Annotated in this window: 13 protein-coding genes; 5 read left to right on the top strand and 8 right to left on the bottom strand. The window is 54.9% G+C overall.

The genetic code is table 11. From position 1 onward, the window contains the following. Positions 1-94: 94 nt before the first annotated feature. The 4 genes from K0H81_RS02865 (at position 95) to K0H81_RS02850 (ending at position 5,674) form a co-directional block, all read left to right on the top strand. Positions 95-3,277, top strand: a complete 3,183-nt coding sequence (locus K0H81_RS02865) for a mechanosensitive ion channel domain-containing protein (protein ID WP_220059830.1) — start codon at positions 95-97, stop codon at positions 3,275-3,277. Continuing rightward, positions 3,277-3,984: a glycerophosphodiester phosphodiesterase gene (locus tag K0H81_RS02860; protein ID WP_220059829.1), complete on the top strand. Its 708-nt coding sequence runs from the start codon at positions 3,277-3,279 to the stop codon at positions 3,982-3,984. The genes K0H81_RS02865 and K0H81_RS02860 overlap by 1 nt, the downstream gene beginning before the upstream one ends. Positions 3,985-4,215: 231 nt before the next feature. Beyond that, positions 4,216-5,142: a D-2-hydroxyacid dehydrogenase gene (locus tag K0H81_RS02855; protein ID WP_220059828.1), complete on the top strand. Its 927-nt coding sequence runs from the start codon at positions 4,216-4,218 to the stop codon at positions 5,140-5,142. 340 nt (positions 5,143-5,482) lie between these two features. Continuing rightward, complete coding sequence (locus K0H81_RS02850; RefSeq protein ID WP_144199766.1) at positions 5,483-5,674, top strand: bacterioferritin-associated ferredoxin; 192 nt, start codon at positions 5,483-5,485, stop codon at positions 5,672-5,674. Between the two features lie 77 nt (positions 5,675-5,751). Here the strand turns inward: K0H81_RS02850 and parC are convergent, their stop codons facing one another. The 7 genes from parC to nudF all read right to left on the bottom strand — a co-directional run bounded on the left by parC (position 5,752) and on the right by nudF (position 13,838). After that, positions 5,752-8,019 carry a DNA topoisomerase IV subunit A gene (gene parC / locus K0H81_RS02845; RefSeq protein ID WP_220059827.1) on the bottom strand — a complete coding sequence of 756 codons (2,268 nt, stop codon included), beginning with the start codon at positions 8,017-8,019 and terminating at the stop codon, positions 5,752-5,754. Then, positions 8,016-9,143 carry a PQQ-dependent sugar dehydrogenase gene (locus K0H81_RS02840; RefSeq protein ID WP_258406440.1) on the bottom strand — a complete coding sequence of 376 codons (1,128 nt, stop codon included), beginning with the start codon at positions 9,141-9,143 and terminating at the stop codon, positions 8,016-8,018. Before K0H81_RS02840 ends, parC begins: the two co-directional genes overlap by 4 nt. 86 nt (positions 9,144-9,229) lie before the next feature. After that, positions 9,230-11,116, bottom strand: coding sequence for a DNA topoisomerase IV subunit B (gene parE, locus K0H81_RS02835; protein WP_220059825.1), 1,887 nt, complete (start codon positions 11,114-11,116; stop codon positions 9,230-9,232). A 48-nt stretch (positions 11,117-11,164) separates the two neighbouring features. Beyond that, on the bottom strand, positions 11,165-11,743 hold the full coding sequence (locus K0H81_RS02830; RefSeq protein WP_220059824.1) for a YqiA/YcfP family alpha/beta fold hydrolase: 579 nt from the start codon (positions 11,741-11,743) through the stop codon (positions 11,165-11,167). A gap of 194 nt (positions 11,744-11,937) precedes the next feature. After that, positions 11,938-12,777, bottom strand: a complete 840-nt coding sequence (gene cpdA / locus K0H81_RS02825) for a 3',5'-cyclic-AMP phosphodiesterase (protein ID WP_144199774.1) — start codon at positions 12,775-12,777, stop codon at positions 11,938-11,940. Between the two features lie 9 nt (positions 12,778-12,786). Further along, complete coding sequence (locus K0H81_RS02820) at positions 12,787-13,233, bottom strand: DUF1249 domain-containing protein (protein ID WP_011864352.1); 447 nt, start codon at positions 13,231-13,233, stop codon at positions 12,787-12,789. Next, a complete protein-coding gene (gene nudF, locus K0H81_RS02815) occupies positions 13,230-13,838 on the bottom strand; it encodes an ADP-ribose diphosphatase (RefSeq protein ID WP_220059823.1) in 609 nt (202 codons plus the stop codon). The genes K0H81_RS02820 and nudF overlap by 4 nt, the downstream gene beginning before the upstream one ends. 284 nt (positions 13,839-14,122) lie before the next feature. Between nudF and tolC the strand changes: the two genes are divergently transcribed. Then, a complete protein-coding gene (gene tolC, locus K0H81_RS02810; protein ID WP_144199778.1) occupies positions 14,123-15,448 on the top strand; it encodes an outer membrane channel protein TolC in 1,326 nt (441 codons plus the stop codon). A gap of 68 nt (positions 15,449-15,516) precedes the next feature. Here tolC and K0H81_RS02805 read toward each other — a convergent pair whose 3' ends face one another. Continuing rightward, positions 15,517-16,275, bottom strand: coding sequence for a TIGR04219 family outer membrane beta-barrel protein (locus K0H81_RS02805; RefSeq protein WP_220059822.1), 759 nt, complete (start codon positions 16,273-16,275; stop codon positions 15,517-15,519). Positions 16,276-16,279 lie beyond the last annotated feature (4 nt).

Below are 16,279 nucleotides of genomic sequence, written 5' to 3'. Positions count from 1 at the left end.
ACACGGGTCAAATTAACCGATTCATAGATATCATTTTTGAACTAACTTGGTAATATATAAGCGTCCATTGATGCTGGTGTGAACAAAGCGGCTTATGTCTCGTATATTACTGATTATTCTCTGTCTAATCTCATTCTCAGGCGCCGCAAATTCGCCCCTGAACCTCAATAAACGCCTGGGATTAGGACAGGAGCCTCAGGTCGCCAGCAAGAGCACCGCCGAGCAGTTGAGTCTGCTGGAGGAACAGCTCACCGAGCAACAGGTCCTGCAGTCCAGCTTCGACGCCATCATTCACCAGTATCAGAGCCAGAAACAGGCGCTGACTCAGCAGCTTAAAGAAGCCGCCACGCCGCTGGAATATAACCCCAAACAAGATCTGAGCCAGCAGGCTTCACTCTCCTACCTGAGACTGTCTGAGCTCAAAGAGACAGAGGCTAACCTGGCCACTCAGGTCAACGAGTTAATCAAACGCCAGCAACAGCTTCCTAGCCTGATAAGCCAAGCCAACCTGACCCTGGCCAAGCACAAACAGGCGACCAGCAATGACAACCAGCCCCTGAGCGAGATGCAGCGCCGGGTCTATGTTCAGAGCCTGTCGACCCTGGAATCGGAGCTGGCCAGCAGCCAGAAACAGATCGCGCTCACCCAGCAGCAACTGGCGCTGGTGCGCAGCCAGCTGGTGCAGCAAGAGGCCCTTATCGAACGTCTCAACGGCGCCATCGCCGAGCAGCGCCACAAGGCGACGGCGGCCACCATCGCCGCCAGTCAGATTGAAACCTCCATCACAGACGACGCCATCGCCATCAAGCTAAATGCGCAGAACCAAGCCTACGGCGAGCAGCTGAAACAGCTGACCCATGAGGTCACCAATGTGATGACACTGCAGGAGCAGGCCGAGACCCAATACCAGTTCCAGGCCAAGCAGATCACTAATATTCAGCAGCAGATCGCCTTGGTGAAGCTTAACTCGGCCTTCGGCGAGCGCTTCCTGCGTATCCTCTACTCCCTGCCCAAGCCGCCGAGCCAGGACAAGATCAGCAATGAGATCGCCAATGCCCGTCTGGCCCGCTACCAGATAGAGCAAGACCAGACTCTGCACCCGCTACTCGGCGCCGTCGAGCAGCTCACGCCGCTGCAGAACAAGCTGGTCGGTGCCCAGAAAGAGCTGCAGCGTCAGCTGCTGGAAAACTATGATCTCTACCTTGGCGAACTGGCCGAGTTAAGGGTGCTGTATGAACAGCTGGGCCAGCAGTATCAGACCCTTAAGACCACGCTTAACGAGCACCTGTTTTGGGTAGCCAACGCCAACAGCATAGACGGCTACTGGCTGGGCGACCTGTATCAGAGCACCCAATGGCTGCTGACCCAGGCCCCTTGGCATCAGGTACACGACTCCCTGAGCGAACAGAGCACCCTCTGGTCCTGGTGGGTGATCTTGATGGTGCTCTGCCTGGTAATGCAGGACCTGGTCACGCCTAAATTTACCCAGCTGATGGCCAAAAACGTCACCTATGTGGGTAATGTCACGCAAGATAAGTTTATCTATAGTTTCAATACCTTGGTTGGCTCGCTGCTCTACAGCTGTATCAAACCACTGCCGTTGATCTGCGGCGGTCTGATCTTCTACTTCAGCAACCATAACCTGGTCTCCTCGGTGGGCATGGGCATACTGGCCATAGGCATGCTATACCAGCTCTATCGCCTCACCTATCTACTGGCGCTGGATAAGGGTCTGTTGATCGGCCACTTCAAGGGCGACAAGGCGATCATACGCGCCGGTCAGCAGCGCCTGCGCGCCCTGACCATACTGGCGATGCCGATTGTCGGCGTGATCGGCTTCACCGAGGTGCTAGAAACTTCGCTGGTGCGCAACAGCCTGGGACGCGGCGCCTTCATCCTACTGGCCCTCATGCTGTTCTGGTTCTACCGCGATATGCTGAGCCTGTCGAAGCAGGAACATCACTACCACCAGGACGATAAGAATAAGCGCCTGCTGCAGAAACTGCTCTGGTCGATACTCATACTACTGCCGCCGACCTGTGCCGTGCTGGCCTTCAGGGGCTACTACTTCACCGCCTATCAGATGCTGCTACAGCTGCAGCTGTCGTTGATCTTATCCCTAAGCTTCATGCTGCTGTATCAGTTGATTAAACGCTGGATGTTAATCGAGCGGCGCCGCATCGCCTTTAACCGCGCCAAGGCAAAGCGCGCCGAGATCTTGGCCCAGCGAGAGAAAGAAGAGGACCCCAACAGTAACGAGCCGCCGGACACCTATGAAGAGCCTGTGGTGGATCTCGAGACCATCTCCAGCCAGTCACTTGGGCTGGTGCGTTCACTGCTAACGCTGGCCTTCCTGATCAGCCTGATTGGTCTGTGGACTCAGACCCATAGCGCTATCTTCTCGTTTCTGGATGGCATCACCCTGTGGACCAGCTCGAGCACGGTCGATGGCATCGCCCAGCAGATCCCTATCACCCTCAAGTCCCTGCTACTGGGCCTTATCATCGTCGGCTTCTCGCTGATGATAGCCACCAACCTGCCGGGTCTGCTGGAGCTGATGATTCTGCAACGATTGGATCTCACCCAGGGCACAGGCTTTGCCATCACCACTGTGAGCCGCTATCTGGTGGTCTTCTTCGGTATGCTCAGCGGCTTTTCGACCCTGGGGATGGAGTGGTCTAAGCTGCAATGGCTGGTCGCGGCGCTCTCGGTAGGCTTAGGTTTCGGCCTGCAGGAGATCTTCGCCAACTTCATCTCGGGCCTGATCATCTTGTTCGAGAAGCCTGTGCGTATCGGTGATACCGTCACCATTCGCGAACTGACAGGTACGGTAAGCAAGATTCAGATCCGCGCCACCACGATTGTCGATTGGGATAGAAAAGAGATAATCGTCCCCAACAAGGCCTTCATTACCGAGCAGCTGATCAACTGGTCGCTGTCAGACCCGATAACTCGTGTGATCGTCTATGTCTCGGTCGCCAGAGACTCGGATCCCGCACGGGTCGAGGCGGCGCTCTATCAGGCGGTCAAGGAGTGTGACGATGCCCTGACCACGCCGGAGCCCGAGGTCTGGTTTGCCGGATTTGGTCAGCATACCCAGGATTATGAGATCCGCGCCTATGCCAAGGATATGAACACCCGCTGGCCGCTACGACACAAGCTGCACAAGCAGGTCAGCAAGAAACTGAGAGAGAATCATCTGGAGCTCGCCTATCCGCAGCTCGAGGTGCATATTAGTGGTCAAAGTAAAGAGACTCAGGGGATAATTAGAAGCTAATGCGTGTCTATGCTCACCGTGGCGCCAGCGGCTATGGCGCCGAAAATACTCTGGCCGCCATCAAGAAATCCATCGCCTTGGGCTGTAACGCCGTGGAGATCGACGTGCACAGCGTCGAGGGCGAACTCTATGTATTTCACGACAGGCGTCTCGACGGCAAAAGCAGTGGCACAGGTCTTATCGAGGCGATGACTCAAGAGTATCTGGCCGGCGTTACCGTTGATGGCGAGCCCATCCCTAAACTCTGGGAGCTGCTGGAGTACCTGCAACCCTTCGATGCCCTGATCAATATAGAGCTCAAAGGGCTCAACTCCCTCGGCCCCTTCATGGCCCTCTACCCTGAGATCCTCGAGAAGCTCAACTACCGCGCCGATCAGCTGCTGATCTCATCCTTCCATCACGGCTTTCTGTTCACCCTGAGACAAGCCTTCCCCGATGCTGTACTGGCGCCACTCATCGAGGGGGTGCCGGAAGACCTGGCCGCCATAGTCACTCGGCTTGAGGCCTTCTCATTGCACCTGAGCGTCAACTTCGTCACCCGAGAGTTGGTGGATGACGCCCACGCTCGCGGCGCCAAGGTGTTTGTCTATACCGTGGATAATCGCGACGACATCCACTATCTGTCGCAGATGGGCGTCGATGGCATCTTCAGTAATTTCCCCGACGTCAGCGCCAACTGCGTCCATCAACTGCTGCTGACCCGCTAGGGTCAGCGAGTGCCTACTCACCTTAAACTGCCCAACAAATAGGCAAAGTCCGCACTAGCGGTGGACACCTCAGCCATTTTTTGTAACTGTAGCACTAGCCCCCCACTTAAGTACTAAGCCAGGCGGGAGCATCTATAATGACAAGGTGCGACTGAATAAAGTTCGCCACCAAAATAAACCAGCCATTTTCTGGGTCTCATACAAAAATAATAACAGCCAAAAGGACTCGCTATGGAACACAAGCTACTGCTGTTAACCAGCGATAACGACAAATACCGCAACCTGCTCGGCTCCTGTCACCTGCCGCACCTGACACTGCTAGGCGACGATCCCCAGAGTATTCTCGATGCCGATATCTGGCTCGCCGAACCGCCATTGGCCGCCCCCTTGGTGGGCCATGCCAAACAGATCAAGTGGATGCAATCCACCTATGCCGGCGTCGATCTCCTGGTCAAACCCAGACTGCGCCGCGACTACCAGCTCACCAATGTGCGGGGGATCTTCGGCCCCCTGATGAGCGAGTACCTGTTTGGCTACCTGCTGGCCCACCAGCGTCAGCACAAGCAATATCAGTCCCAGCAGGCGGAGAAGATCTGGCGCCCGGGCAACTTCCGCACCCTGCAGGGGCAGGAGCTGCTGCTGTTAGGCACAGGCAATATCGCTAAACACCTGGCACAGACCGCCAAACATTTCGGCATGCGGGTGACCGGCATCAACCGCGGCGCTAAGCCGACCATAGGCTTCGACAGCGTCGATACCCTGGCTAATCTGGCCCACCACATAGGTAAGGCAGACGCCATCGCCGCCATACTGCCCAGCACGCCGCAGACCCAGGGAGCGCTCAACCAGGAGCTGCTGGCCATGATGAAGCCTGAGGCAATCCTCTTCAATCTGGGCCGCGGCGACGTGTTGGATCTCGACGCCCTCTACGCCCAGCTGCTGACTCATCCCCAGCAGAACGCCATCCTAGATGTGTTTAATCAGGAGCCCCTGCCTCAGGAGCATCCCATCTGGTCACTGGAGAATGTCATCATTACTCCCCATATCGCCGCGCCGAGTTTCCCAGAGCAGGTGGTGGAGATCTTCGCCAATAACTATCACAAGTTCATCAAGGGAGAGCCCCTGAGCCACAAGGTCAACTTCGAGCGCGGCTATTAAGCTTAATTCCCCCTGGCGCTATCAGCCAAAGATAGCGCCTCATCTGAGCAGTAAATGCCTACCCCAACCCATCATAAGCCAGCAAATAAACCATCTTAACTTGTGGTAAGTGCATCTTTCACGCGCGCTTGCGCTCATTACCGCCCTAGCCTACGGCCAGACAAAACGAGGTCAAGTTCGAGCCACCAATAGGCTGGAAGCCCCGTATTTAGTGGGCTAGCTCACAATTTTTAATTCCCCGCTTAGGCGCCATAATGCACGATCTATAACCAGGAGTTATTAGCAGTGAGAATCGTTTTCATTTATAATTGCATGCATCTGAAGTAGGGGAGTCACCTGTATGTATGTTTGCCTTTGCCACGCCATTACCGACAAGCAAATAAAAGAAGCTGTCGATCAAGGAGATATGTCTCTTGCCGACGTTAAGCGTCGTCTGGGTGTTGGCAATCAATGTGGTAAATGTAGCAAGATGGCCACCGAGATCATTCAGGCCCGCCTCGATGTAATCCCCAACTTCTACGAAGTGGCTTAAGGCCTACTTCCATCAGAGATAAAAAAAGCTGCCCAAGGCAGCTTTTTTTGTATCCGGATTTTATGTCTGACAGTCGGCTAGAGACTGGTCTCGTCCTCGCCAAGCTCCACCTTATCCACACGTTGCAGGCCACGAGGCAGCTTGGCGCCACGACGACCACGCTCGCCACGGTAGTGCTCGAGATCGCTCGGCTTGAGAGTAAGCTTGCGCTTACCCGCCCACAGAGTAACTGCGGTATCCTGCGGCACCACATGCAGATGCACCAGCAGCTCTTCACGGCTCTTGGCCCTGTCGCTGGCGATGCCGATGATCTTGTTGCCCTTGCCCTTGGCCAGTTGCGGCAATGCATCGACGGAGAAGAGCAGCATGCGCCCCTCGTTGGTGATCGCTAAGATAGACTCGCTACGACTCTTGTCCACGCGTTTCGGCGGTAGCACCTGAGCATTGGCCGGCAGGCTGAGTAGTGCCTTACCCGCCTTGTTGCGAGACACCATATCCTTGTAATCGCCGATAAAGCCGTAGCCCGCATCCGAGGCCAACAGGAAGCATTGTCCATCCTCTCCGAGCAGCGCATGGGCCATAGACTCGCCCGGTGACAGCTGGAAGCGGGTAGTCACAGGCTCACCCTGACTCCTGGCCGATGGCAGGGTATGGGTATCGGTGGCAAACGCGCGCCCCGTCGAGCCGATAAAGACGGTGGCATGATTACTCCTGCCAGACGCGGCGCAGAGGAAGCCATCACCCGCCTTGTAAGAGAGCGCCGTTGGGTCGATATCATGGCCCTTGGCGCAGCGCACCCAGCCCTTCTCGGACAGCACTACAGTTACCGCCTCGGCCGGTACCAGCTCCTGCTCCGACAGGGCGCGGGATTCGCTGCGCTCGACCAGCGGAGAGCGGCGCTCGTCGCCATAAGTCTCGGCGTCTTGCTTAAGTTCTTTCTTGATCAGCGTCTTCATGCGGCGATCTGAGCTGAGCAGCTGCTCAAGCTTCTCACGCTCGGCCTCAAGCTCACTCTGTTCTGTCTTGATCTTAAACTCTTCCAGCTTCGCCAAATGACGCAGTTTAAGATCTAAGATGGCGTTGGCCTGATCGTCGGTCAGGTTAAAGCGCGCCATCAGCTCGGCCTTAGGATCATCGTGGTAACGAATGATCTCGATCACCTCATCGATATTGAGGAAGGCGATCATCAAGGCTTCCAGAATATGCAGCCTTGCCAAAACCTTGTCTAATCTGTGCTCTAAACGGCGTCTGACCGTAGTCAATCTGAACTCCAGCCACTCGGTCAGCAACTGTTTCAGCCCCTTCACCTGAGGACGGCCATTGAGCCCCAGCACATTGAGGTTAACGCGGAAGTTCTTCTCGAGATCTGTGGTGGCAAACAGGTGCGCCATCAGCTGATCGCAATCGACACGATTTGACCGAGGCACGATAACAATACGCACCGGGCTCTCGTGATCTGACTCGTCGCGCAGGTCGGCCACCATGGGCAGCTTCTTAGCCTGCATCTGGGCGGCGATCTGCTCTAAAATCTTACCGCCACTGGCCTGATGCGGCAGCGCGGTGATCACTATCTCGCCAGACTCCACGCTATAGACGGCGCGGGCCTTGATGGAGCCACGGCCGGTCTCATAGATCTTGGCGATCTCGGTTCTCGGGCTGATGATCTCCGCCTCGGTGGGATAGTCGGGGCCGGGTACCAGCTCCATCAGACGTTCCAGATCCGCCTTGGGGTTGTCAATCAGCTCCACACAGGCATCTACCAGCTCGCGGGCATTGTGGGGCGGCACATCGGTCGCCATCCCCACCGCGATCCCTGTGATGCCGTTGAGCAGGATATGCGGCAGACGGGCGGGCAGCACCATGGGCTCTTTAAGCGTGCCGTCGAAGTTGACGCCCCAATCTACCGTGCCCTGACCCAGCTCGGTCAGCAGCACCTCGGAAAACTTAGACAGGCGCGCCTCGGTATAACGCATGGCCGCGAATGACTTAGGATCGTCCGGCGCCCCCCAGTTACCCTGACCATCTACCAGCGGGTAGCGATAAGAGAAAGGCTGCGCCATCAAGACCATGGCCTCGTAACAGGCACTGTCGCCGTGGGGGTGATACTTACCCAGTACGTCACCCACGGTTCTCGCCGACTTCTTGTGCTTAGATTGCGCCGACAGGCCAAGTTCGCTCATGGCGTAGACGATACGACGCTGCACCGGCTTTAAGCCGTCGCCGATATGCGGCAGGGCGCGATCCATGATGACGTACATGGAATAGTTCAGATACGCCTCTTCGGTGAAACGTCTCAAGGGCATCTGTTCGACGCCATCGAGGCTTAAATCTATCGCATCACTCATTGATTAGGATCCTGTTGTTCACTCGCTTCACTCGATTCAATCTCTTCGCTCGCGTTCTCTTTATAAAACAGACGATACACATTGCCTTTCAGATCGTCTGAGATATACATGGCCCCATCGGGCGCCATGATTAAGTCATAGGGCCGGGCGACGGGGAACTCTCCATCGAGAAAGCTCACCACCGTTTGGCGCTTGCTGATACTGTCATCTTCCAGGGTCAACATGGTGACCTGATAGCCGATCTTACTGGAGCGGTTCCATGAGCCATTCTCGGCCACGAAAAGCTGATCACGATATTTCTCGGGGAACTGCTCGCCACGATAGAACTCGAGCCCCATGGGTGCCACGTGGGCCGGCAATTCGAAGACGGGCGTGGTGACCTTGAGCCCCTTAGGCTTCTCGTAGGCGGGCTCCAGCACGCTGCTGGCGTGAATATAGGGAAAGCCGTAGTGGGCGCCGACGATATCGACACGGTTAATCTCATCCGGTGGCAGCCTGTCGCCCATCCAGTCACGGCCCAGATCGGCAAACCACAGCTTGTTGTCTGTGGGCGCCCAGTCGAAGCCGGTGACGTTGCGTATACCTGTGGCGATCTGCTCACTGCTGCCGCTGTTGAGGTCGATGGCGATGATACTGCCGAAGGGCGCATGGGCCTCACACACGTTACAGGGCGCGCCGATGGCGATATAGAGACGTCCATCTGGGCCGAAACGCATGGCGCGGCGACTCTTGTTGGTCTTGCCAGGCAGACGATCGTAAACCTCTTTGCCGCGACCTGGACGCTTCAGCCGATTCTCGATATCCACGAAGCGTAGGATGCGTTCCTCTTCGGCAACATAGAGATCCCCCTTATGAAAGGCGATCGCCTCTGGGTACTCGAGCCCCTTGGCAACCACGTAGCGCTTGTCTACACGACCATCGGCGTTGCTGTCTACCAGGGCCTGTATGGTGCCGGACTTATAAGAGCCCACAAACAGGGTGCCTTCGTCACCCAGTGCCATCTGTTTGGCATCACCGAGATCTGAGGCATATAAGGAGAGTCCAAATCCCTTGGTGACTGTGATCATGATGGGCTGCTCGGCGCGCGCCGTCAGGGCCACACCCGATGCCATCATGGCAAACATCGCACTCAGAAAATAACAACTAACTCTTTTATTATGCATTATATTAAGCTTGTCTAACGATTTGTCTTTTTATTTTAATGACATAGCTATAGCTGGGCTAAGTCGCCTTTGGTTTCAAGCCAGGTCTTACGATCGCCAGAACGCTTCTTGGCCAGCAACATATCCATGATGGCCAGGGTGTCCTCGGCATCATCTATGGTTAACTGTACCAGTCTTCGGGTGTTGGGATCCATGGTGGTCTCCCTCAGCTGCAATGGATTCATCTCACCCAATCCCTTGAATCGGGTCACCTGCACCTTGCCCTTCTTCTTCTCGGCGCTGATACGATCTAAGATCCCCTGCTTCTCGGCTTCATCCAGCGCGTAGTATACCTCTTTACCCACATCGACCCTAAACAGCGGCGGCATGGCCACATAGATGTGTCCCTTCTCCACCAGCACCTTGTAGTGCTTCATGAACAAGGCACACAGTAGGGTCGCGATATGCAGACCGTCCGAGTCCGCATCCGCCAGGATACAGATCTTACCGTATCTGAGCTCTGAAATATCGTTGCTGTCCGGGTCACAACCGATGGCGACTGAGATGTCGTGCACCTCCTGAGAGGCCAGCACCTGTGAGGCCTCCACCTCCCAGGTGTTGAGGATCTTACCCCGCAGCGGCATGATCGCCTGGAACTCACGATCCCTCGCCTGCTTGGCACTGCCGCCCGCCGAGTCCCCCTCCACCAGGAAGAGTTCGCCGCGCATAGGGTCCTGGCCGCTGCAGTCGGTCAGCTTACCCGGCAGCGCTGGACCCGAGGTCACCTTCTTACGCGCTACCTTCTTGGCCGCCTTCAGACGTTTCTGGGCGTTGCTGATACACATCTCGGCCAGGGCCTCGGCCTGATCCGTATGGGTATTGAGCCAGAGACTGAAGGCGTCTCTGACGATGCCCGAGACGAAGGCCGCACTCTGGCGGCTGGAGAGTTTCTCTTTGGTCTGTCCGGCAAACTGAGGATCTTGCATCTTGATCGACAGAATGAAGCTGCTGCGATCCCAGATATCCTCGGGGGAGAGCTTGATCCCTCTGGGGATCAGGTTACGAAACTCACAGAATTCGCGCATCGCCTCCAGCAGCCCCTGACGGAAACCGTTTACATGAGTGCCGCCCAGGGGCGTGGGGATCAGGTTGACGTAACTCTCATTAAGGGAGTCCCCCCCCTCAGGTAACCAGGTGATGGCCCAGTCGACCGCCTCGGTATTACCAGCCATGCTGCCGATAAAAGGCTCTTCAGGCAGAGTCAATGCTCCCTGTGTTGACGACTTGAGATAATCGGTCAGGCCGCTCTCGTAGCACCACTCTTCGACATCGCCGGTCTGCTTGTTGGTAAACTTGATACGCAGGCCCGGGCAGAGTACCGCCTTAGCTCTTAGCAGATAGATAAGCTTGGGAATAGAGAAGTTAACCGAATCGAAATAACTGGCGGTTGGCCAGAAATGGACGCGTGTGCCGGTGTTGCGTCGACCGCAGGTGCCTGTCACCGTCAGCTCTTCCACCTTGTCGCCATGCTCGAAAGCCATCTCATAAACTTGGCCACCGCGCCTAACTGTGATCTCGACGCGATTCGACAGCGCGTTCACAACCGAGATACCTACGCCGTGCAGACCACCGGAAAACTGATAGTTGTTATTGGAGAACTTACCGCCCGCGTGCAGCTTGGTAAGGATCAGTTCGACTCCTGGGATCCCCTCTTCGGGATGTATGTCCACCGGCATGCCGCGGCCATCGTCGATCACCTCCAGCGAATTGTCCTTGTGCAGTATCACGTCGATTCTGGTCGCGTGTCCCGCAAGGGCCTCATCGACGCTGTTATCGATCACCTCTTGGCCCAAATGGTTTGGACGTGTGGTGTCGGTATACATACCTGGGCGACGTTTTACCGGGTCGAGTCCATTGAGGACTTCAATTGCATCTGAAGTGTATTGGTTAGTCATAGCGCACACAATATATTGTTATTCAGGCCATGTTGCGGCCCTACATGTCTATTTGTCAAGAAACAGGAAATCACAGATCCCCGGCATCTTCTGCTGGTAGCCGACGAAGCTGTGATCGCCACCCGCCTCGATGAGCATCTGACAACATTGGTATTTATTTACGGCTTGCCGATAATCAAGCACCTCATCCCCAGACTGCAGCAGCACCAAGAAACGATCTGGATGTGAGATGGCCGGGGTATCGTACTTAGCCACCTCTAACTTGTGCTCGGGTAGAATCTGATAATCTTCTTCTGTGTAGGGATTGTACTGGGGACCGAGGAACTCATCAAACAGCTCGAAGGGTTTCACCGCCGGGTTAACCAGCACGGCGCGCCCGCCATAACGCTCCGCCAGATAACTGGCAAAATAGCCACCGAGGGATGAACCGATGAAACTCAGGCTTTCTCCCTTCTCCAGTGCCTGCTCGACCAAATCTGTCAGCAGCGCCATGGCCGCCTTGGGTGTGGACGGGAGTTGGGGTTGTACGAAATTGATATCGGGAAAATGCTTGGCAATATACTGGGCAGTGACCACACCTTTGTCTGAGTACGGTGAACTATTAAATCCATGAATATAGAGCAGCATATTTCCTCGGCAGCGAATGATAAAACGGCAATGTGTTCCCTGCATAACGGCTTGTCGGGCAGATTGGCTCTGCGCCTAACATCTGCAGCCGAGCATGGGGCTTCCAGATGCTAACACCGGCGCGGCAATTAACCAAATATTAACCCCGCTAATGCCAAGCAGACTGCTAGCTATCTGCTCACCAAAATGAGCGCCTAGTAACCGCTGGAGTCGTGATCCGGTGAAAACTTGTTGCCGGGCACGCGGTAGACGTTGGCCTGGATGCTGCCGTCTGGCTTTAACTCCAGCAGGCGATAACCTGGCTGCTGGGCATCGAGGGCAAAATAGGGAGACTTGGGCTTAAACTGAATGCAGGTAGAAGGCGTTGCCATCAACTTCACCGGGCCACTCTTGCCCTGGTAGAACTGATCCAGGCTCTGATGTACATGGCCCCACAGCAGGCCCTTGACCTGAGGCATGGCCGTCACTCTGTCGAGAAACGCCTCGCCATTGTCCATGCAGTGTTGATCCAACCATTTGCAATCCACCAGGATCGGATTGTGATGCATCACCAACAGGGTATGCAGCTCGGGATGGGCCGCCACCGCCGCCTCGATCAGCTCCATCTCGCCGTCGGCCATATGCCCGCCAGGCTTCCCCCTAACGGTGGAATCCAGCATGATGATTTGCCACTTTCCCACCAGGATCCGCCTATCGCCGTAGACTCTGGGGCCCTGCATATGCAGGTGCATGATGCGCGGGTCATCGTGATTGCCCGGCAGGTAGTGACAAGGAAGATTTAATTTTTCAATCGCAGCGACGAAGTTATGGTAAGACTGATTGGAATAATCTTGGCTAATGTCGCCAGTGGCCAATAAGAGGTGTGCCGGGTACTCAACGGCCTTAATGGTGTTCAACACAGCATCCAAGCTATGTGCGGTATTCACACCCAGCAGTTGCGCCTCGGGATCAGCAAAAAGATGAGGGTCCGTCACCTGGACCAGCTTTACGCTCTCATCGTGATCTATGGAATAAGAGATAGCCTCTTTTAGCACATTAAAACCCTAAGATTCGGACTGACAAATGATGCGGGCATGGTTGTCAATCTTGAGTAACTCTTCAAGAAAAGCATTTACCTGATACTTTTCGTCTCTATGGTACATACGTATATTTGGATAATCATATACTGGTCTTAATCGATAAATCTGTCGACTAGTTAACACTTCTGCTAATTTAGCGTCATGGTAAACACGCACTACAACTTTAGGCGTATCAACGTATTGCGCGATTTTCAGCGGACGGGAGATCTCAATTAATTGGGTATATTGGGTGTTTTCCAGCAGCTTAACCTCGAGGCAACCGAAGTCTCCCTCGACCTGCCAGGACTGCCCCTGCTCATAGCCCGCGGGCAGCCAGCGTAATATATTGAAGTAGTTACGACTACACAAGGCGAGAAAACGACTCACGTTTGCCTGATAGTCCGGCTTGCGCTTATTTAACGACAGGCTCACTTGGCGGCCCTTAGGGTTTGGTAGTTGAGCTGCAGCCACTGCAGACCGATCACCGTCGAGGCGTTATTGATGGTGCCATCCTGCAATAGTTGAAAGGCTGCCTCACGGGGCATCACATGCACCTTGATATCCTCATGTTCATCGTCCAGTCCATGTAGGCCATCGGCCTGACTGGCGTCGACCCTGGCCCAGTAGAAATCGAATCGCTCGCTGGTGCCGCCGGGACTGGAAAAATATTGGCTGATGTAGTGCATCTCACTAGCCACCAGGCCAGACTCCTCGAGCAGTTCACGGTGAGCCACCTGCTCGGCGCTCTCTCCCTCCTCTATCATGCCGGCGACAAACTCCAGCAGCCAAGGGGTTGGCGCGGCATTCACCACTGGAATGCGTATTTGCTCAATCAGCACCACCTTGTCACTCACGGGATCATAGGGCAGCACGACCACGGCATGGCCGCGCTCGAATACTTCGCGCACCACTTCCGGGCTCCAACCACCGGCAAACAGCCTATGTTTGAATCTGTACTCTTCCATACGAAAGAACCCCTGAAAAAGGGTTCGTTTTTCCAGCATCTGTACATCTTCATTGGTGAATTTCTGGCTCATTACCCGTCCCGCGACTCAGTTAGTAAATGCTTATCCCCAAGGGCTCTCAATATACCATGTAGACCACTAAAAAATGCAGACTTACCGTTAAAAACTGTTACACTTCCTAGTTGACTTAAAAATGGTTAATTTCTTAATATCTTAACCTTAATAAGTTTAGATGTATCGGGAAGCGTCGGGAAGCGCAAACCGCTTCGCGCAAATGATTTGCGCTGAAGCATCACTTAACTTTATTAAGTAAATGGCTCCGCCTCGGAGTATTTATGTCTAAAAAAGGACAGCTAATGAAATTTAAGATCCGCACCTTATGTGCAGCGTTGACTCTCGCGGCAACGACTTCTGCCGTGCATGCCGACGATCTACTGCAGATATATCAGCAGGCCCTTACCAATGATCCTATTGCGCTCCAGGCACAAGCGCAGCGTGACCGCCTCTACGAGCAGATCGAAGAGAACCGCGCCCCCTTGCTACCCACCATCAGCGCCAGCGTAGGCTATGGAAAGAGCTGGACCAATGTTGATGATGACAAGTACAACAGCGGACTCGATGCAGGGCTGTCACTCAAGCAGGTGATCTACGATCACAGCGCCTGGGTTGGACTCGACCTTGCTGAGCTTGCGGCGTCACAGGCCGATGCCGCCTACGCCTCGACACTTCAGTCACTCATCATTCGCGTGACAGGCGCCTACTTCGACGTCTTAGCCGCGAAAGATAACTACGAATTCAAGGGCGCCGAGAAGCGTGCCATCGAGCGTCAGCTCGAGCAGACCAAGCAGCGTTTCGCCGTGGGTCTCACCGCGATCACCGACGTACACGAGGCTCAGGCTCAGTATGACTTGGCCCGTGCATCGGAAATTCTGGCAGAAAACCAGCTGATCAACAGCTACGAAGCCCTGCGAGAAATCACCGGCATAGACCACAAGTCTATCGATATTCTGGATACCACACGTTTCACCGCGGTACCGCCAACCCCAGCCATGCCAAACGACTGGTTGAAGATGGCCGAGACCAGCAGTGTGGATCTGCTGACCACGCGTATCGGTAAAGATATCGCCCAGCAGACCATCTCGCTCTACAAGGCGGGTCACATGCCGTCTCTGAGCCTGAATGCGGGTTACACCACCAACCTGAATCAGAAGAATCAGGCAGGTGATCTGAGCGATTACGACAACGCCAACGTGGGTCTGACCCTGAGCGTGCCTATCTTCGAAGGCTTTAAAGTGAGCTCTAAGGTCAACCAGGCACAGTACCAATACGTGGAAGCCAGCGAGAAGATGGAACAGACCTACCGCAAGGTTGTGAAGGATGTGCGTAACAACTTCAACAACGTTGGTGCATCTATCAGCTCTATCCGCGCCTATGAGCAATCTGTGATCTCTTCTGAGAGCGCACTGAAAGCGACTCAGGCAGGTTTCGAAGTCGGTACCCGTACTATCGTTGACGTACTCAACCGTACCCGTGACCTCTATGACTCTAAGCGTCAGCTCTCTAATGCCCGTTATGGCTATATCAACTCTATCCTGGCGTTGAAACAAGCGACAGGTACCCTGAGCGAAGACGATGTCATCGCCATCAACAATGGCCTGAAGGCACCTGAAGTCAGTCAGTAAGACGTCAGGCTTTAGCCACAAAAAAAAACCGCCATCATGGCGGTTTTTTTTTGGCTACAAACTAGCTATTAGAAGACTAGCTCAACCCCGGCAAAATAGCCTTTGAACTGCATGTTGGCGGTCACGCCATCGAAGTCGTTCACATCGAAGTTAAAGTCACGGTAACCGACACGCACCTTGGTATCTAGCGCCACGCCGTCAAACTGCCAGCCCAAACCCACTTGATAGTCGTAGACGCTGCTCTCGTCGATGCCCTGCATCACGTCGGCAAAACCATACAGACCCAGGCCAGGAATGCCCACCTCGGCATTGGCATAAGCCATGACGATGCCGTCGCTGAGATCTTTCTGTGCATAGGCGCCTACCACGCCAGATGGCGAGATCTGATGTACGCGGAAAGAGCCATGCATCTTCTTGTAGGCGGCGCCGAGATCCAGTGCCACTATGTCGTTATCCAGCAGCTCATAGTAGAGCACGAAATCGGTATTGCTCAGGTTGCTTGCCGTGGTAACATCATCATTAAATACGCGATCGCCGAATGACCAGTCGCCGGTCACAGTCGCCTTGCCGTCGGCATCCAGGCGGTTTTCGCGGATCTTCAGGTTAGGCACTAAAGGAATCGGATGCTCGATGGCGACCCAGATGCTGCCCTGAGATGAAGAGCTGTAATCAAACTCCTGTTGAGCCTGGCCCTTCTGAGCAAAGGTACCCTCGGTATCGGCATTCCAGTAGTCGCCGCCCACCTTGAAGCCAACTACAGTAGCCGCCTGTGCAGACGTCGCTGCCAAAGACCCGAGCAGAGCACATGCAAGTAGTGTTTTTTTCATCTAA

Source organism: Shewanella halotolerans (assembly GCF_019457535.1).
GTDB lineage: Bacteria > Pseudomonadota > Gammaproteobacteria > Enterobacterales > Shewanellaceae > Shewanella > Shewanella halotolerans.
This window is presented reverse-complemented; position numbering and strand designations above follow the sequence as displayed.